16 protein-coding genes are annotated in these 20,020 nt (G+C 42.5%); all 16 read right to left on the reverse strand.

Annotation, left to right across the window (positions count from 1 at the left end; genetic code table 11):
• Window positions 1-340: 340 nt before the first annotated feature.
• Window positions 341-1,558 (reverse strand): lipopolysaccharide biosynthesis protein, encoded by a 1,218-nt coding sequence (locus AC0TN7_RS03330; RefSeq protein ID WP_248165164.1) that lies wholly within the window; start codon window positions 1,556-1,558, stop codon window positions 341-343.
• A gap of 2 nt (window positions 1,559-1,560) precedes the next feature.
• On the reverse strand, window positions 1,561-2,889 hold the full coding sequence (locus tag AC0TN7_RS03335) for an oligosaccharide repeat unit polymerase (protein WP_248165166.1): 1,329 nt from the start codon (window positions 2,887-2,889) through the stop codon (window positions 1,561-1,563).
• Between the two features lie 118 nt (window positions 2,890-3,007).
• A complete protein-coding gene (gene cpsG, locus AC0TN7_RS03340; protein WP_048992936.1) occupies window positions 3,008-4,378 on the reverse strand; it encodes a phosphomannomutase CpsG in 1,371 nt (456 codons plus the stop codon).
• Between the two features lie 69 nt (window positions 4,379-4,447).
• Window positions 4,448-5,884 (reverse strand): mannose-1-phosphate guanyltransferase, encoded by a 1,437-nt coding sequence (cpsB, locus tag AC0TN7_RS03345; protein ID WP_248165168.1) that lies wholly within the window; start codon window positions 5,882-5,884, stop codon window positions 4,448-4,450.
• Window positions 5,866-6,885 (reverse strand): glycosyltransferase, encoded by a 1,020-nt coding sequence (locus AC0TN7_RS03350; protein ID WP_075201573.1) that lies wholly within the window; start codon window positions 6,883-6,885, stop codon window positions 5,866-5,868. Before AC0TN7_RS03350 ends, cpsB begins: the two co-directional genes overlap by 19 nt.
• Entirely contained in the window at window positions 6,882-8,042 is a 1,161-nt protein-coding gene (locus AC0TN7_RS03355; RefSeq protein ID WP_473701830.1) for a glycosyltransferase, read from the reverse strand. Before AC0TN7_RS03355 ends, AC0TN7_RS03350 begins: the two co-directional genes overlap by 4 nt.
• Before the next feature lie 79 nt (window positions 8,043-8,121).
• The gene (gene rfbA, locus AC0TN7_RS03360; RefSeq protein WP_267216985.1) at window positions 8,122-8,988 is read right to left on the reverse strand and encodes a glucose-1-phosphate thymidylyltransferase RfbA; all 867 of its coding nucleotides are present in this window, start codon (window positions 8,986-8,988) and stop codon (window positions 8,122-8,124) included.
• Window positions 8,988-10,073 (reverse strand): dTDP-glucose 4,6-dehydratase, encoded by a 1,086-nt coding sequence (rfbB, locus tag AC0TN7_RS03365; RefSeq protein WP_248165172.1) that lies wholly within the window; start codon window positions 10,071-10,073, stop codon window positions 8,988-8,990. Before rfbB ends, rfbA begins: the two co-directional genes overlap by 1 nt.
• Before the next feature lie 104 nt (window positions 10,074-10,177).
• A complete protein-coding gene (locus AC0TN7_RS03370; RefSeq protein WP_463727147.1) occupies window positions 10,178-11,947 on the reverse strand; it encodes a polysaccharide biosynthesis protein in 1,770 nt (589 codons plus the stop codon).
• A 155-nt stretch (window positions 11,948-12,102) separates the two neighbouring features.
• On the reverse strand, window positions 12,103-12,663 hold the full coding sequence (locus AC0TN7_RS03375) for a PglD-related sugar-binding protein (RefSeq protein WP_282439323.1): 561 nt from the start codon (window positions 12,661-12,663) through the stop codon (window positions 12,103-12,105).
• On the reverse strand, window positions 12,656-13,699 hold the full coding sequence (locus tag AC0TN7_RS03380; protein ID WP_248165178.1) for an MraY family glycosyltransferase: 1,044 nt from the start codon (window positions 13,697-13,699) through the stop codon (window positions 12,656-12,658). The genes AC0TN7_RS03375 and AC0TN7_RS03380 overlap by 8 nt, the downstream gene beginning before the upstream one ends.
• On the reverse strand, window positions 13,696-14,649 hold the full coding sequence (locus AC0TN7_RS03385; protein ID WP_248165180.1) for an NAD-dependent epimerase/dehydratase family protein: 954 nt from the start codon (window positions 14,647-14,649) through the stop codon (window positions 13,696-13,698). The genes AC0TN7_RS03380 and AC0TN7_RS03385 overlap by 4 nt, the downstream gene beginning before the upstream one ends.
• Window positions 14,650-15,028: 379 nt before the next feature.
• Complete coding sequence (gene galF / locus AC0TN7_RS03390) at window positions 15,029-15,925, reverse strand: GalU regulator GalF (protein ID WP_032646468.1); 897 nt, start codon at window positions 15,923-15,925, stop codon at window positions 15,029-15,031.
• Window positions 15,926-16,098: 173 nt separating this feature from the next.
• Window positions 16,099-17,493, reverse strand: a complete 1,395-nt coding sequence (gene wcaM / locus AC0TN7_RS03395) for a colanic acid biosynthesis protein WcaM (protein ID WP_048992943.1) — start codon at window positions 17,491-17,493, stop codon at window positions 16,099-16,101.
• A 12-nt stretch (window positions 17,494-17,505) separates the two neighbouring features.
• Complete coding sequence (gene wcaL / locus AC0TN7_RS03400) at window positions 17,506-18,726, reverse strand: colanic acid biosynthesis glycosyltransferase WcaL (protein ID WP_463727146.1); 1,221 nt, start codon at window positions 18,724-18,726, stop codon at window positions 17,506-17,508.
• Entirely contained in the window at window positions 18,723-20,003 is a 1,281-nt protein-coding gene (gene wcaK, locus AC0TN7_RS03405) for a colanic acid biosynthesis pyruvyl transferase WcaK (RefSeq protein ID WP_473701831.1), read from the reverse strand. Before wcaK ends, wcaL begins: the two co-directional genes overlap by 4 nt.
• Between the last annotated feature and the right edge of the window lie 17 nt (window positions 20,004-20,020).

Below are 20,020 nucleotides of genomic sequence, written 5' to 3' on the forward strand. Positions count from 1 at the left end.
AGAAAGTATTTGCAATATCATTTTTACAATAATGACACAAAATGCATATTAAGAAATTGATGTTCTGGTCTTTGGGGTTTAGTTGAAAATAAATCTCAAATAATCAATGATATATTCCAGTACAATAGAGCACCTAACAATTACTTACATTTCGGCTCGTTATAGTACTCAATTTAATTGGTTAACACCCTACACTTCAAAACCAACAAAGATATCAACGGAAATATAAATCATACAATTATATTCAACCAGGCACCAACTAAAGGAAATATATCATTATCTCATTACAATGCAAAATAAAAGCCATATCATTTGCAATTAAGAGTTCGAAAATGAGAAGTCAGATTTTTTTCTTCGTTAACAACCCAATACTAACAGCTAATAAAATCATACTTGTAAATTCCACCGAAGCTATTGTAAAAATTGCACCAATTGTACCATATTGATGAACTAGCATATACATTAGTGGAATAGCTATACACATACAGATTATTGCGATGTATAGACCAAAACGATACAATCCCTGAGATTGGATGATTGATGTTAATGCACCATTCATACATTTGATCCCGGCAATTAATAGAAACCCGAGTATCATTATGTTATTATTTTCATTATCAAGTATTAAGTACCTACCAAAGAAAGATAGAACTGCATAGTAACATACTGTACTCAACGTTATATATCCAAGAATCATGTAGATAAAAGGATATACTTTAGTGATGTTTCCGTGACTTCTTAAATCCAGGCGACTAAACTTCGCATAAGCCACAGTAGAAAACAATGATGAAACCATTACTAAAGGATCTACGAGACGAAAAATCTGTCCATACGCAGCTAAACCTTCAGGGACCATATTTTTTATATATATATTATCCAATCTACTGTAAATAATCACCACCATGGCATTAAGGCCTATACTCACAGTATGCCGATACAAGACAAATACATCTTTCGGGGTGATTTTTCCTACAGCTCGGATACTTTTCCATCCAACTTTTCTAAATAGATGAATTGTAACTGCCGATACAAAAAAACTTTCAGCAAGCAAATAATCCCAAGCAGTAAAAGGGATTTTTAAAATAAACTGAATACCGTAACTTAAAAAAGTTAGAACCAGTGCTAACGCTATAGAAGGAGATAAAGCCTTATTCAAATTTTGTGATTGGAAGTAGCTATTAGATAGGTTAAAGAGAAGCGCGAAAAACAATGATAAACAAATAGGAATATATATATCCCTATCGTATCCAAATGCATAAGAGATTACAAAAAACAATATTGAGACAAATATCCCGATGGATATTTTTTGAAAGAATACTTTTTTTAGTAATTTAACAGGATTTTCTACATCCGAGTATTTCTTGATTACAAAAATATCCACACCAAAATCAGATACAACTCTTAATATCTCGAGCGTACCAATTAAAAATATAAATGAACCTCCTGTATCAACACCAAGCTCTCGAGTGATCAACACAATAGCGAGTGTTTTTGCCCCAAAATAACCTATTTTATTAAAGAGCGCAAAGATACCATCACTAAGAATATCTTTTAACATTTTCAATTTCTACTTTTTAGTTGAATCAACAGTTTTGCAATTAATATTACTGGTAGTGATTTTAAAACATATGCAAATGGCAAAATTAGTTCTCCACGTACAGAGTAGAAGAAGCCAGTCATCATAGCCAGAGCAAAAAAGTTAAAAATAACATAATTACTATTCAAACCTTTTTGGATTATCGAAATCATAATCAATAGATAGGAAAGATAAACAAACAAACTGAAATGTAAACTAATGATACTTGCTTCAAGAAGCCCAGAAGATGACAAAGCTATCCCGTTAGTAACATTCCCAAGCACTATTGTTGAATATTCATGAGCAATTTGAGCATCACTTATGAAGCCAAAACCACTAAGAGGAAACACTTGAGATATTATTGTAATCGGATTTAGTAATGCCCAACCGTTTTCATCGGGCAAAGAGTATATATTTTGTAAACCTGCGAGTGTAGATGATAGAGAGTCAAGTACAATCCCAAGATAACTAATAAAATTAATTTCATATCCTTCACGAAGGTATGAAATTATTGAAAACCCGATGAAACCAATCAGTAAATATTGCAGTTTGGATATTCTAGCGAATATTGCTGTTATTTTTCCCCTGTTTGAATACAATGAGAGAATTATAATACAGATAAAAGCAAAAAAGAATTTATTTCTTATCCCGATAAGAAGATCAGATGCAAGCAAAATAAATGCAAATACCTTATATTTCCTCGATGACTTATAATAAAAGACTGCTAAAGCCATTATAGATGAAAAACCACTGATAGCGCGTATAAGAAAAGGTATGCTTGCAAGTAATTCTTCACTTTCTGTATAAATAGCTAAATGACCTAAGCCTGAAGATAATATAAACTTTAAATAAAAAATAATTTTAATTAACTGACAGGCACCTACAATGAGAAATATAACTTTAAATAAACTATTTATAGTCTTTGTTTGTTGCCTGTGAACACTTTTAATAGCTGTAAGATAGAGTATGATATTTATTAACATACCCCATATACAAGTCAATTCAAAACCATCTGAGGCTTTCTTAAAAAAATACAAATAAAAAGAAGGAATACCTATAATCAAAGAGAATACAAAAGCAAACATCAATTGCAAAGAGATATACTTAACTCTATGCATATAAAAATAGATCATCTCGCCAAATAAAAAAATAGCACAAAAAATGGCAAAAATATCCTCTATAGTTTCATTAAATCTGGTACTTGCCGATACTGATAAAAAAATCAACAATAAAGAAAAAGTAAGCAAGAAATATATAAACGCTGAACGCGCAGTTATTTTGAAGTGATTATTTGTTAAACTATTCTCATTCATAGGAATTGTATACTTCTCAACATACACGATTATTAAAGTATCAGATATTATAAATGATAATATATATACATTATATCAAAGGGGCACAAATACATGTGCCCCTTATAAAGAACGCAAGCTATGCTCGAATTTTATTCAGTAACTCTTCTGTTTTAAGCTCCATTAAAGCAGTATTACCTCGCGACTCCACATTCAAGCGGATAACAGGCTCAGTGTTTGAACTTCGGAGATTAAAACGCCAGTCAGAAAATTCTATACTGATTCCATCAGTATAGTCTACTTTCAAGGCATCACTTTTATAGCTCTCAAGTATTTCAGAAATCACTTTTTCTTGATCTTGAACGATACTGTTAATCTCTCCGCTGGCCGGGAAAGATTTCATTCGATCATGGACAAGTTCTGCCAACGTTTTATTTTTAATACTCACCAACTCGGCTACAAGTAGCCAAGGAATCATTCCACTATCACAGTAAGCAAAGTCACGAAAATAATGATGGGCACTCATTTCACCACCATAAACTGCATCCTCCAAACGCATGCGTTCTTTTATAAAAGCATGACCGGTTTTGGACATAACAGGAGTACCCTTTGCATGCAGAACCACATCTATAGTATTCCATGAAAGGCGGGGATCATGTATGATGCGCGCGCCAGGTTGCTTTTCGAGGAAAGACTCTGCAAGCAACCCGACAATGTAATAACCCTCAATAAAATTACCTTCATTATCGAACAGGAAACATCTGTCAAAATCACCATCGAATGCAATTCCCATATCTGCCTTATGAAGAATAACGGCTTCTCTTGTATCGGCACGGCATTCTTGAAGAAGAGGGTTTGGAATACCATTCGGGAAATTCCCATCAGGCTTATTGTGAATTTTCACAAATTCAACTGGAATCTGCATTTCCTTGAAACGTTTTTCAATCTCATCAATAACCGGGCCTGCAGCTCCGTTACCTGAGTTGATAACAAGTTTCAATGGTTTAATATTTTCAGGATTGATGTAGCTGAGGATATGATCAATATATTCTTTTTTGGTATCTATTTTTTTATAACTTCCACGCCTCGTGGTATCTACTGGCGAAAAATGATTATCTTCAGCTAGACGTTGTATATCTCGCAGCCCAGTATCACCACTGATAGGTCGGGCTCCTTCGCGAACTAACTTCATTCCATTGTAATCCATGGGATTATGACTTGCTGTTACTTCAATTCCACCGTCAACACCGAGATGGAATGTAGAGAAATAGATTTCTTCGGTTCCTGTCATTCCAATATCAAGTACGTCAACTCCGGCGTCCTGCAAACCTTCGGCCAGGGACATTTTTAGAGATTCACTTGTAAGGCGAACATCACCTCCTAATACGATGGTCTTAGGTTTCAAATATTCACCGTAGGCACGACCGATTCGCTTTGCAATATTATTATTAAGTTCATCACCTAATCGGCCACGTATATCATATGCCTTGAAACAAGTCAATTTACCCATTTTTTCCTCATCTATCTTTGGTAAATTATTACCATAAACTTTAATATAACTTATTTGCTGTGAAAATTTCTAAACTCGTCCATAGCGATCTGAAAGACGAATAATGTCATCTTCTTCCAAATAGGAACCAGAACGCACTTCAATCAGCTCAAGCATAATTTTCCCGGGGTTCTCAAGAGAGTGAACAATCCCAAGTGGGATATAAACGGATTGATTTTCAGTCAGAATTTTTTCTTCACCGTTTATTTTTACTTTCGCAGTCCCAGACACAATAACCCAGTGTTCAGAACGGTGATGATGCATTTGTTCTGATAGCCCCTCCCCCGGTTTTACGCTAATTCGCTTAACCTGATAGCGTTCTCCGGTATCAATTGAATCATATTTCCCCCAGGGACGAAAAACTTCGCGGTGTTTATGGTGTTCTAAACGCCCCTCAGCCTTTATTTTCTCGACTATCTTTTTTACATCCTGTACAGCATGTCTATCAGCAATCAGAACTGCATCTTTGGTCTGTACAACAATAAGGTCTTTCACTCCCACAGTGGCAACAAGACCGGATTCTGAATGTATGTAACTATTTTTAGTTCGGAAACTCATTACATCACCACGATGGACATTCCCATCGATGTCATGTGGGCTAATATCCCACAATGATGACCATGATCCAACGTCGCTCCACCCGGCATCCATTGGAACCACAATGGCGTCCCCTGTTTTCTCCATCACAGCATAGTCAATCGACTCATCCGGACAAGCTAAAAATGACTTCTCATCAACTCGGATGAAATCAAGATCGGGATTGATAGCACTCATTGCGTTTTCGCATGCATCAAGAATATCAGGCCTGAATTTTCTTAATTCTGCCAGATAGCTATCTACCTGGAAAAGAAACATACCGCTATTCCAATAATATTGTCCGCTCTTCACATAAGATTTTGCTGTGTCCAGATCGGGTTTTTCAACAAATTTTGAGACCTTATATGCTTCATGACATCCTTTCTGACTAATACTATCACCGCGGAGAATATAACCATATCCAGTCTCAGCTCTGTCAGGAACAATCCCAAAAGTTACAAGTTTGCCTTGTTTTGCACAAGGAATTGCTTGTTTAATCGCATCTCTGAAAACGTCTTCTTTCTCGAAAATATGATCGGCAGCAAGTACCAGTAATAATGGATTACTTTCAGCATTATTTTTTTTCGCTGCTAGCGCAGCAAGTGCGACTGCTGGTGCTGTATTTCGCCCTACAGGTTCAAGAATAATATTTTTAGTTAATTTATTTAATTGTAGTAATTGTTCTGCGACGATAAAACGGTGTTTTTCATTACAAATAACAATAGGATTACTACAGTCAAGCCCATCCAGGCGTTTGATGGTTGATTGCAACATCGTGTAATCCCCCTTTACCGGTATGAACTGTTTTGGGTAAAGTTCACGGGATAGTGGCCATAAACGACTACCTGTGCCGCCAGCCATTATAATAGGTATCAATTTGCTAGTAGCCATTTTTCAATCTCTTCCTCTAAAATAATATGATACTTAATCTTATAACCTGTAGTGTCACTTTTTACATATGCAAACTGATATTTCTCGCAAAAAGAATAATCGTCATACAAATAAACACTTTCGTCTCTATGTTCTCTAAATGCAGAAATGTTTGAAGCTAAAACACTTTTCCCGCATATTCTTCCTTCAATAACTGGCCTTCCAAATCCTTCATGAGTCGAATGAGCCCAAACCATTGAAGCATTCTTTAGTTGCGATAATAATTCGTCATCTGTAAGAATTGGCAGCACCTGAACATTTTCAATTTCTAATTCTTTGAGAATATTTAATGCCCATTCTCTATAAGAACCTAATCCTATAACTTTAAGCTTGTGTGAAGTAGCATATGTGCATGTTTTCCATAAATGCATTGCATGGTCAAATTCTTTATTAGAACCATTTCCTGAAATCAACACTGCATAGGATTCAGTATTGCATTTTTGATCACTATTCTGTGTTAATTTAGCTTCCAATTGATAAAAGGAATTAGGGAAAAGATAAACATTACACCCTTTTAACCAATTGACATTCATTCCAATTCTTTTTGTTGTTGCTGAGACAAATGCAACATCTCTCTTCAAGAAAGCATGAAATCGTTGAGTCAGTACAATGTATAATGCAGAAACACTAAGTCTTGTCTTAATTCTTTTATTAGGGATAAAATCATGAATTATTAATAGAGATTTTTTTGAAAAAGCTGATATTAAAGAGCATGAGTTATAAGGATATATGACTTTTTCATACTGTCCCAAAATAGTTAAAATAGGAATAATAACTTGTTCACAGAAAACGAAGAGTAAGTCTATAATGGCTCGAGGTAATTTATGTGCAAACTTTGGACAACTCCACTCATTAACTATGCATCCTTTCTTTTCTAATGCTGTAATTAAGTTTGATGAATAGATTGGAATACCTCTGTATAATATTCCCTTATAAAAATTGAACAACAATACTTTTTTCATTTCATTCCTGTCACACAGTTTATAAGATTCCAGTTATAATCTTTCTTCAATACATCTATCGCACAAAGAGAATTTTTATTAATCCCTGCATCTTTACACTCAAAAAATTCGATAGAACGGATAAATTCAGATTTGCTATTGGCAACTATAGCGTATTCACTGAGTTTTGGCATTGAATCCAGGACTATATTAGTAGTTATTACTGGCAGGCCCAATGCAAATGCTTCTAATACTTTATTCTGAAGCCCGGAACCGTCGAAAATAGGAAATACAGCCATATCCATACTCGCCAGCAAGTTTTTCAAATCATCGACATACCCATGAATGATAATTTCATTTGGTTTATTCAAAGCCAAAACTTGTTTACATGGTTGAGCACCGACAATATGGAGTTTAAATTTCCCTTTAGGTAGATCGCTGAACAAATTAGCTAAAAAGATTGCAGCTTTAACATTAGGATAATAGCTCATATTACCCCAAAAGGCTAAATTTATAATGTCATCGTCATTTCTTTTAGTTCTGTTTATTGTTGGAATGCTAACGCCATTGGGTATAATTTTAAAATATTTTTTACCAATATAATTAGCATCTCTTTCTGAAATTATAAGTCCTGCATCGATTAGTTCGTATACTTTTCTCTCAGCTACAGATAGTTTTTTACTTTCGAAATCGCATATTTTCTTCATAAGAAATTTTTCTGTTGCAGCTCTATTTTGCATATTTAATGAAAGAGCATCAACAAAATCACAATAAATTAATGACTTAATACCTTGTTCTTGTCTTAAAGAAATAGTTTTATATATAAGATATTCTAATCTAACTAACTGAAAAATTATAATGTCATAATTATTAGCAATCAAAAGCTTCTTTAATTTACCCCAAGATTTTTTATCATTATACATCGCACACTGCAACGCAGTTTGTCCAAAATTTGTAATTATATTTTTTAGTTTTCCAATCTTAGTTAAATTACCAGAATCGCAAAAATTAATAAAACTATTAATACTATCATTTGAAGTGTTTGCTTTTTCTACAGAAAAAACATCAACTAAATTGTCTTTCGAAAGCTCTTTTATTTGATTATAGGCACGCAGAGCATCCCCTGTAATGATTGGCCAAGGAAAACGTGCAGTTACAAATAAAATTCTCTTCATCATCCAACCTATCTGATTCTTATATCATATAAAGCACATAAATGAAAAAGATGCCATGCAACATCAAATTGATAAATTATTTTTATTTATTAATCAATTTTAGCAAATATGCACCATAGTTAGTTTTCCGTAATACCTTCGCTCTTGTATACAAATCCTCATCACTTAACCAGCCATTTCTCCAGGCTATTTCCTCCAGGCACGCTATCATCATACCTTGACGCTTCTGAACTGTCTCAACAAAGCTTCCTGCCTCGATCAAACTGTCATGAGTACCCGTATCAAGCCAAGCAAATCCTCGACCTAACAACTCTACTGTCAACATATTATTTTCTAGATAAACTTGATTTACAGTTGTAATTTCAAGCTCACCACGGGATGACGGCTTTATATTTTTCGCTATATCAATAACTTTATTATCGTAGAAATACAGACCTGTTACTGCCCAATTGGATCTAGGCGTTTCCGGTTTTTCTTCAATACTCAAGGCCGCGTAATTTTTGTCAAACTCGACGACACCAAAACTCTCAGGATTCATAACCTGATAACCAAATACAGTAGCGCCCTTATTTCTACTTGCTGCAGTTTTTAGTTTTGGTGTAAAGCCTTGACCGAAGAAAATATTATCCCCAAGGACCAAACAAACAGTATCATTACCAATAAATTTGTCGCCAATGATAAATGCATGAGCTAAACCATCAGGGCTGGGTTGGATTGCATATTTTATATTTATGCCAAACTGATTACCATCACCGAGCAGGCGTATAAATCCTGGCTGATCTTCTGGTGTAGTAATAATTAAAATGTCATTTACTCCAGCCAACATTAATACTGAAATGGGATAATAGATCATTGGTTTATCATAAACAGGCAGTAATTGTTTCGACACGCCCATCGTAATTGGATATAATCGTGTGCCTGAACCTCCTGCTAAAATAATACCCTTCATTAGTTGTCCCCCCCGTAATTCTGTTTTATCCAGGAGTGGTAATTTCCGTTATTAACATTTTCTAACCACTGTTTATTGGCGAGAAACCACTCAACCGTTTTACGAATCCCGCTTTCGAAAGTCTCCAGTGGTTTCCATCCCAGTTCCTTGCTAATCTTTTTAGCATCAATTGCATAACGACGGTCATGACCAGGTCGGTCTTTTATGAATGTTATTTGTCTTCGATAGGAATCTTTTTTTGGGACAATTTCATCTAACAGATCACAAATGCTATGAACAACATCAAGGTTTCTCTGTTCATTATGGCCTCCTATATTATATGTCTCACCGATTTTACCTTGTGTCACAACTGTATATAAAGCGCGTGCGTGATCCTCAACATACAGCCAGTCACGAATTTGATCTCCTTTGCCATACACCGGCAGAGTTTTACCTTCAAGTGCATTGAGAATTACCAACGGGATTAATTTTTCCGGGAAATGATACGGGCCGTAGTTGTTTGAACAGTTGGTTACGATAGTAGGTAAGTCGTAGGTTCGCAGCCATGCGCGGACTAGATGGTCACTGGAAGCTTTTGAAGCAGAATACGGGCTACTCGGAGCATATGCGGTTTTTTCAGTAAACAGCGGTAGTTCAGTGTTCGTTTCTTCTTCATCCGGATGTGGAAGATCTCCATACACTTCATCTGTAGAAATATGATGGAAACGGAATGCCTTTTTTTTCTCTGCGCTCAACTCGGACCAGTATTTGCGGCTGGCTTCTAATAGCACATAAGTACCGATAATATTAGTCTCGATAAAGGCTGCAGGACCATTTATTGAACGATCGACATGACTCTCAGCCGCCAGATGCATCACAGCATCAGGATGGTGATAAGACATAATACGTTCCATTGCTGCGTTATCGCAAATATCAGCATATTCAAAATAATAACGATCGCTCTGTGCTACGCTGGCAACCGTTTCAAGATTACCGGCGTAGGTCAGTTTATCGACATTTATAACACTGTCCTGCGTATGATTAATAATATGTCGTACAACTGCAGACCCAATAAAGCCAGCCCCACCTGTGACCAGTATTTTCACGTTTATTTCGCTCTTAAAGTATTCTGAAACAAAAGATGGAGATCCTAATTCCCTGTTTACTCACGACCAGTAAACAGGGTGGAAAAAGACGACGATATGCTCTTTCAACTCACTTTTTTATTCCAAAGTAAATCGCAAATACCATCAGTTGGATTGAACGCGGCAGGTGCCTGCAAGAGTATCTCGCGCACGCTTTCGTAGTCGAACTCGCAGCAGGCTTTGTCGAGATCGTGAAGAATCATGTTCATCTCACTCCACGGCAGCATCACTTCGTTAGCAGTCCTGATGCGCGGGTGCTGTGTCGCAGATACGTTGTCGCCGATAAGCAACTCTTCATACAGTTTCTCACCTGGACGCAGACCCGTCGTTTCTATCGCAATATCACCATAGGGGTTTTTATCATCACGAACAGTAAGGCCTTGCAACATAATCATGCGGTGTGCAAGATCGATTATCTTGACGGGTTCTCCCATGTCCAAAACAAAAACATCACCGCCCGTTCCCATTGCGCCTGCCTGAATCACCAATTGCGCCGCTTCAGGGATAGTCATAAAGTAGCGCGTGATGTTCTCATGTGTCAGCGTCACAGGACCGCCTGCTGCTATCTGTTTTTCAAACAACGGTACGACAGAACCTGACGAACCTAACACGTTGCCAAAGCGAACCATACTGAAGCAGGTTTTATCAGATTCTTTCGCCAGCGCCTGCAACACGAGTTCGGCCATGCGTTTAGTTGCCCCCATCGTATTTGTAGGGCGAACTGCTTTATCGGTCGATATTAAAACAAAGCTTTCTACGCCGCAGCTCGCTGCGGCCTGAGCACAGCTCAGCGTACCGAAAATGTTATTCCGTACGCCATCGAGAACGTTGAATTCAACCAGTGGGACATGCTTGTACGCTGCAGCGTGATAAATTGTATCGACGTTGAATGCTTTTATTAATCTTTCGAGATGTTCTTTATCCTGTACGTTGCCAAGGATTGGATAAATTTTAACCTTAAAATCCTGACTAAGACTCAGATTACGCAGTTCTGAATCGATCGAATACAGTGAAAACTCAGACAATTCGAAGAGAATAAGCTGGCTCGGCTTATTTTTAATTATCTGTCGGCATAGTTCAGACCCAATAGACCCCCCAGCTCCAGTAACCATAACCGTTTTGCCGTTGATATTACGGGATATTAATTCCGGAATGGGTGAAACAGGATCGCGACCCAGCAGATCTGTGATAACCACTTTGCGTAATGAATCAATTCGAGCCTTGCCTTCTACCAGGTCGACCATTCCGGGAATGGAGAGCACCTCGCATGGTAAGCCTTCCAGCGTTTTAATGACTTCGTTCTTTCTGGCTCGGCTGGCGCTTGGCATGGCAAGCAAAATTTTCTTCGCTTCGTATTTCTCAACCAACCATGGCAGTTTTTCCGGTGCGAAAACGCTGACGCCGTGAATTACCTGACCTTGCAGAGCACGGTTGTCATCGACAAAAGCAACAGGATAATATTCGTCCATTTGGCTCAGCGCTGGCAGTAGCTGACGGCCAGATGCACCAGCACCATAAATCACCACCCGAGTGCCCAGATTCATTCCACGATTTACCAACATCCTCATACCAAGCCGCGATCCGGCAATGAGCAGTAAACCGAACGAAAAATAAATGAATGGAATCGTTCTCGGCAAATAGAGATTGGTATAAAACGCGGCAATAATAAGTAAAATGGATGATATAACCATCCCTACTGTAACAACCAGTAATATTTTTGCAGTAATATAGCGGATTACGGCTCGATAAAGACCTAATTTAACAAATATAGCTAAGGTAACGAAAATGATTGAAAATATAAATAGCCAATGTTCCGTGCTATATATTGGAGTCATAGAATCAATGCGTACCCAAAATGCAAACCAAAATGCACATAAGAGCAGTACAACATCTATCGAAAGTGTTATGATTCTTTTGATTGGTCTGGGTAAAGATATTAAATAATTTAGCATACTAAAAACTGGTCGCCTCGTTAAAGCTTGCATTCAGTTTATAAAATAGTACCAGCAGGACACACTGAGTAATCATCTACTATTGCATTATAACCACCCACTGTACCCGCCTGCAGAAACGCTGATTTCCCAATAACAGCGCCGCCAGCGAGATGAACACCAACTCCTAAGTGAGCAAAATCGCTTAGAGTAGAATCATGATCTACTGTCGAATGGCTATTTACAATCGTACCCACACCTAATTTCGCGTTGGCACCAACCACTGCTCCTGCTAATACGACTGAGCCTTCAGCAATCGTCGCCGATGGACTGACAAAAGCAATGGGATGTATGAGCGTTACGGGGTCAATGCCTAAGCTGATAAGCTGCTGATAGAGTTGTTCTCTGACTTTATTGTTACCTATGCCAATAGCTATGTGGCTCGCATTGTTGACATGTAACTTTAGCTCGGAGATTTTCCCGATGATGTGTTTATTAGTTTCGATGATGGGTGATGCATTATCATCAAGGAAAACAATATTCTGATATCCCAGCAGTCTCGCCATTTCGTACAGGGTCCGTCCGTGGCCACCTGCACCTAAAATCATTAGATCATGCATTCACGTTGCTCTCTTTATCCTTAACGCCTGCACCGCATTTGAGTGCAACAGCCAACAGCGGAAGCCAGGCGATAATCAACCCAGCAACACCATCAATTTTGGCTGAGGCAATAAGGAAAGCGATAGGAAAGAGCCACAGCAGGTTGACGACGATCGCCATCATTGTCACCGGAACGTGACTTCCATATTTCCTGGCGAGAATTTGGTAGCCATGACTGGCATGTGCTTCATAAACCTTTTTACCCGCCACAAGCCTTCTCATCAAAGTTGTCGTGGCATCGACGATAAATATGCCCAGCAAACATAACTCTGCAATAAAGAAATGCGTATCTACTTTCGCAATATGGAGGATCATCAACCCAATAGTTATCCCAAGGAAACCACTCCCGGCATCGCCCATGAAGATTTTCGCTACCGGGAAGTTCCAGACAATAAAGCCGGCCGCGGCACCGATAAGAGCAAGCGTCAACGGATAAATACCTCCAGGCACGTCAGTGTACTGGCTTACAACAATCAACACTGCACTACATGCAGCAAATGTAATCGCCTCTGCGCTGGCTAAGCCATTAATCCCATCCATAAAATTATATAAATTTAGCATCCAGACCAGATACACACAGCCGAGAATCATACCAATCCAGGATAAGGAAAGATCGTAACCAAATAGCGTAATTACCGGGAAAGAGTCTAAGAAATAGATGCCAATTGCCGCAGCCAGAAAATGCATCAAAAGGCGCCAGCGAGCCGCGATATGACCATGATCGTCAAGGAAACCAATGATGGCAACAATTAACCCTGGTATAAATAAACCTAAGAAGCTATCCAATGTCAGCGCGCGGCTGAAATAAAACCATACTAACGCTACCAGGAGTGTCAGGACGATAGCCACCCCACCACCTCGCGGCGTCGGCACAGAATGCGAGCTTCGCTGGTTTGGACGGTCTATGACATTATGCTTGATGGCATAACCGCGTAACCCCCAGGTCAGCATACACGATACTAAAAAAGCGAATATCACAATTCCAAAATTCATCATTCTTTATTACCTTCGATATAATACTTCGCCGTTTTTTTCATAGTTTCTTGAAGCGTTATCGGGGGGGACCAGTGCAAATGTTCCCGCGATTTGGTGGCATCGACTTCAAGATTGCCAAATAATTGGTCGTAAATTCCACCTTTACCAACAGCAGAAAGCATTAACTTCAGGATTACCGTAGGGAAATAGATAGCTTTCGCTTTAATGCCCATACCTGAAGCAAAGGCATTAATCATATCTTCTGTAGAAGGTCGTTCCGCATCTGCGAGTAAATAGAGTTGATTTTTTGATTTTTCATTAATGACGCATTCATTGATAAAGCTGACAACATTATCTAGTGACACGAGTGCCCGCTTGTTCCTGACATTTTTAAATGGTAACGGCAGATTCTTAGACACCAGTTTTAAAAGACGCTGTATATTACCCGGCGCATTTTCACCACAAATTAGTGCAGGACGGACTATGGTGATCGCCATATCAGTATCTGTGAAGTTTTTAAGCAGACTCTGCTCGGCTTCTAGCTTGGAAATGGCGTAATCAGAGATTGGTCGGGGCTCCGACGCTTCAGAAAAAGGGATTCCCGAAGTGGAATTACCGTTAACACCGATAGAGCTTACGAAAATAAAATGCTTTACCCCGCTTGTCGCGGCATCTGCCGCTAATTTCATGGTCGCGTCGTGATTAACGCGACGAAATTCTGCCAAAGCATCTTGTGCATCATCATTAAGGATATGTGCTCTTCCCGCAGTATGAATGACCGTGTCGCATCCCTGAAGAAGATTTATCCAGTTGGTATCGGCTGAGATATCACCCAGGTTGTAAATTCCCTGTTCAGGGTTCTCCTGCTTGCGCGTTGTTAATATCACCTCGTGTCCTGATGATTTCAACGTCCGGACTAAAGCAGTACCAAGAAATCCGGTTCCGCCCGTCACCAATACTTTCATTGCCATCCCCTATCTGCTCAATCTGATTTTTTTTGCCCGCGAGGAGTGCAGAATCGCGAGAAACTGTATAGGCCACGACTGTTCATTCAATATTCAATTGCGAATGCATGGCACGCTACCGCCCCAGGCTTAACAGCTACCAGTGCACTGATTGAATTTGCAGAAAAGCATTATCTGGTCTGAATACAGACAAAAAACTGGCGTTAATTGTCGTCCTAAATGACCATAGAAACAAGCACAAATCGTTACAAATCTGTCGAGATTTGAATCAGATAACTCTATGTTATCATTATGATTAATAACAAAAAACGGCAGTCACCATTTTGGTTATGTTTCCACATACCCTAATGATGACTACCGCTTATACAAATCGTCTAAGAAAATATCAGTCGTTAGCCAGCAATTTCTCAATCCGGTTTCTGAACTTCGCCCCTTCCTTCAGGTTGCGCAGCCCATAGTTCACGAACGCCTGCATATAGCCCATTTTCTTACCGCAGTCATAGCTGTCGCCGGTCATCAGCATCGCGTCAACAGACTGTTTTTTCGCCAGTTCGGCAATCGCGTCGGTCAACTGAATACGGTCCCAGGCGCCTGGCTCGGTTTTTTCCAGTTCCGCCCAGATGTCGGCGTTCAGAACATAGCGACCAACCGCCATCAGGTCCGAGTCCAGCGTCTGCGGCTGATCCGGTTTTTCGATAAACTCAACGATGCGGCTTACCTGCCCTTCCGTCTCCAGCGGCTCTTTCGTCTGAATAACGGAGTACTCGGAGAGGTCGCCCTTCATACGTTTTGCCAGCACCTGGCTACGACCAGTTTCATTGAAACGAGCCACCATTGCCGCCAGGTTGTAACGCAGCGGATCGGCAGAAGCGGTATCGATAATAATGTCCGGAAGAACAACGATAAACGGATTGTCACCCACAACCGGACGGGCACACAGAATAGAGTGACCCAGGCCCAGCGGCTGCGCCTGACGCACGTTCATGATGGTCACGCCAGGCGGACAAATAGACTGTACTTCCGCCAGCAGCTGACGTTTGACGCGCTGCTCCAGCAACGCTTCGAGTTCGTAAGAGGTGTCGAAGTGGTTTTCTACCGCATTCTTAGAGGAGTGCGTAACCAGTACGATTTCTTTGATCCCTGCAGCAACAATCTCGTCAACAATGTATTGAATCATTGGCTTGTCGACGATCGGCAGCATCTCTTTAGGAATGGCTTTTGTGGCTGGCAGCATATGCATGCCCAGGCCTGCTACCGGAATGACTGCTTTCAAATTAATCATTATTTCTTCCACCTTAAAATGGTTGACGAATTATAGCTCTTAAACCTGTTTTCGCCAGCATGATTTGCCGTAATCCAGAGGCAATGTTACGCCTTCACATCACCAATTTCTGTAGTTGTACTCTGATTCGATCACGTTTTTATGCCAGGAATAGTCTCAAAACTGACGATTGTCTAATATCTGTGCGGAAGCGCAAAGTTCAGCCTTTCCACATTCACCACCTGCTGGTCGACCCGGTCAATATCCACCGAGCTTTGCCCCTTCTCATTAACGGCTTTTATGTTCGCCAGCGACAGCAGCGTCTCGTCTTTCGCCATAAATTTACCCCGCACATCCTTGCGCAGGTCGAAGTTGATCTTCAGGGCGGGCCCCACAGCAGCTTCCTGCATCACATTGATGTTGCGTAAAAAAAGATGTTGCGGCTTGTTGTGTAATTCAAGCGTAGCACGCTGCATATCCACGTTGGTTATCGCCACAAACGAGGTCGCGTTACCGGATGAAATCTGTATTCCTCGCAATTTATAGGCAAGCTGGCGGTTATCGAGGTGAATATTGTTGAGCTTGAAGTTCTGCGGGATGGACAAATAATCGCCTTTTATCACCCCATAGCCAATTAACATTCCGGCACTGTTCACCATATCGACATTATCAATAATGAAATTATCACAGCCATAAATGGCCACCGTGGCGTTGTCTATTCCCGCCTTTTTACTGAAGTCGGGAGTAATATTTTTGGCTTTAATATTGCGGATAACAAAATGTTTGCCGTTTTCCACGTGCACCAGCTGGCGACAGTTGCTGCCGGTAATGTTGGCCACCACGAAGTTCTTGACGGTTTGCTTCTCCGGATAGTCATTATCGTAGGTGCTGCCGGCGAGGCCAATGCCGATGCCCCAGTTGATCTTGCCGTTGGTGCAGTTGATGTTGTCGATGACATGATCGGAGATCAGGATATTGCGATCGTTGATGGCGACGTTCCACTCGATCGCATCGCCCTGCAGGTGACTAAATTTGCTGTTGGTGATGCGCGCTCCGTCCACCTGGTTATGGAAACCCTGACGCAGGATGGCGTAGTTGGCCTGACTCACGCTGATGTTATCAATCAGCAAATTGCGCATCACGCTGGGTTTCTTGCCGCCGATGTAGATCTGCGTCACCGGGCCAAACCCGCTCATGGCCAGCCCTTTGATAACGCAGTCAGAGCCGCGAACGTCGAGCGTAATGTTCTCCGTGCGGCCCGCTCCCTCACCTATCACTTTGCTGCCTTCCTGCAGCACAAAGCGGCCGCGCCCGTTACCGGTTAACGCCCCGCGGATCAGCAGCGTTTTACCGTCAGGAATGAAAATGCCCGTATTGATGTTTTCGCAGGTGAGCCCGGCAGGGACCACAACCGTGTCGCCATCAGTAAACGCCTGCTTAAAGGCGGCGATCCAGTCGTTGTTATTGTACTGATTAACAGAGACCGTTTTTCCAGCAGCCGCCCGCGCAATGCGTGACGACAGCAGCGGCGTGGCCGCCAGAACGGACAGAGAAGAGACAAATGTGCGTCGGGTAATCTTTTTCAGCATACATCCTCGGCGTTACAACGTTTGCAGCAGGCTCGCTAACTGGCGATTAATCACCTGCTGGTTAAAATCGGTTTCAACTTTTTGCCGTGCATTATGAAGCACGGGCTCCAGCGCCTGCTGGTCGATGTCGCTGAAGGCAGCTAATCGGTCCGCAAGGGCTATCGCGTTATTCTCCGGCACCAGCCAGCCGGAATGGTCAGACTTAATCAGCTCCGGGATCCCGCTGTGCAGGGTCGATACAACAGGAATACCTACGGCCATCGCCTCCATCAGCGCCACCGGAATGCCTTCCATATCGCCATCGGCGCCCGTCACCGAGGGCAGCAGAAACACATCCGCCTCGTCGAGCATGGCCTTGACCTCGTGGCTCGGCTTGAAGCCGGGCATATCTACGACATCTTCCAGCTGATACTGTTCGATAAGCGTGCGCAGACGACGCTCCCACGGCCCAATGCCGAGAATGCGGTAGTGGAAATCCACCCCGCGCGCTTTCAGCTGGCGGCAGGCTTCAATCGCCACATGCAGCCCTTTCTTCTCGGTCAGACGCGCGACGGAGATGATCTGCAGCGGTGTTCCCGGCACCTTTACAGGACGACGCGTGAAGCGCGTTAAATCCACGCCCATACGCGAAACGGCAATTTTCTCTCCCGGACAGCCCATGTTTTTCAGCCGTCCGGCCCACAGGTCGCTGATAGGCAGCATCATGTCACCGCGTCGGAAAAGCTGCTGATACTCCGGGGTGTAGTGGTTAAGCACTTCACGGCTGGAGATGTCGATACCGTGGAAGATGGTCGCAATTTTACCGTCAATCACCCCCAGTTCACGCAGCTTCGCGGCGGTGACGCCCGCCGGGCCAAAGTGGGCAATAAACACGTCGGCACGATACGGCTGCGCCGTTTGCCCGCAGATGGCCGACAGGATCAGATTGCGTGACTCAGCCCCATAGCGGGAAACATTCAGCGCCCGCCACGTCGACGCGCGGTGGATCCCGCGTAAGGTCTGGCTGGCACGGCGGCGCAGCTTGCTCAGCTTCCCGGACGGCTCATCCTGCAGCCAGCGGGTTTTCGCCTCCAGCCCATACTGGATATACGCCGCATGGGTGTTTTGGGTATCGCCCTTTTGCAGGGCGATAATCTCCACGTCATATCCCATATCGATAAACGCGGTGATTTGGTTCAGAACAAACGTTTCGGACGACAGCGGAAATTTCAGTAAGAAGAAACCAACCTTCATTTCCCCTCCCGTACGCGATCGAGTACCGATTTCACCATCCCAATGCCCTTCTCGCGCTCGGCTTTCACCGCCACCGCCAGACGTTCATTGATAGCAGGCAGTTGGCCGAGCGTGTCCCCCACCATCGCCCCGAGCGATCCGTCCAGCAGATGACGAATTTCCACCGCCATTTCCGGCATACCGAGCTGCTGCATAATCCCGGCGGACTTGTGCTCATAGTTAATGGCAATGGCCGGCGTGCCGAAGTTCATGGAGATAATGGCGGAGTGCAGACGGGTGCCCACCGTCAGGTCGCAGGCGGAGAGCAGCTTGCCCATCTCCAGGTCGTTCAGTTCATCCATCACCACGTGATAGCGGGACGGGTCGTTCACCAGATTGCGCAGGTTCAGCGCCACCATACGGTCGTCTTTGTTGTAACTGTCGATACCGGTGCAGGTTGAGAGCGCCAGCACCTGGTAACCGCTGTCCAGTACGCGGTTCACCACGTCGGCGAAGGCTTTCTCATACGCCGCCTGCGTCGTGCCTAAACGTTTATCAAAAGGCGCCAGCTCGCGCAGGGTTATTGCGACGGTTTTCTGTTTCGCCGCCACGTCGAGCCAGTGCTGCACCGCGTAGCTCGGCTGGAAGCTGTCGTCCTGGTGATCCACCAGCCAGGCGGTGTCCACGCCGTGCTCAACTTTTGAGGTGTCAATTTCGCTGCGCTTCATCATGTCGAGGCTGACCGACTCGCGCAGGATCAGCGCATCGCAGTGGCCAAACACATAGTTCGCCAACTGGTTAAACTGCGGATCCTGGAATGGCCCGACGCTGTGGCCGATCATAAACAGCGGCTTTTTCGCCATGAACGTGCACAGCGCATGCTCAAACTGCGGCACGCCGTAGAGATCGACGAAGAATGAGCCGCCGACCTGGATAATCGCGTCATAGCCGGACAGCAGGCGAACAAAGTCGGTAAAGCCCTGCGCGATAGCGATGTTGCGCAGCTTGCCGGTATCGGTCACACGGGAAAGCAGCACCTGGTGCTGATAGCGACGACGCAGCACTTTCTTCACGCGGCCCATCACGCCCGCGGCGTTGTTATGCTGTTTCATCTGGCTGTAGAGCGGGTCGCCCATCACCGGGCGGTTCAGTAACCAGGATGAGCTGACCGGATAACGGCTCATCACGTCCACTTCGGTCTCAGGCTTAAGGGTGTTAATTGCATCCAGTAAACCGCGCAGGATGGCGCTGTCGCCACGGTTGCCGCAGGTGTGGTTGCCAAGAATTAATAATTTCATAATGGCCTCTTAAATAA

The sequence above is a fragment of the Enterobacter sp. PL_is511 genome (genome assembly GCF_055816065.1).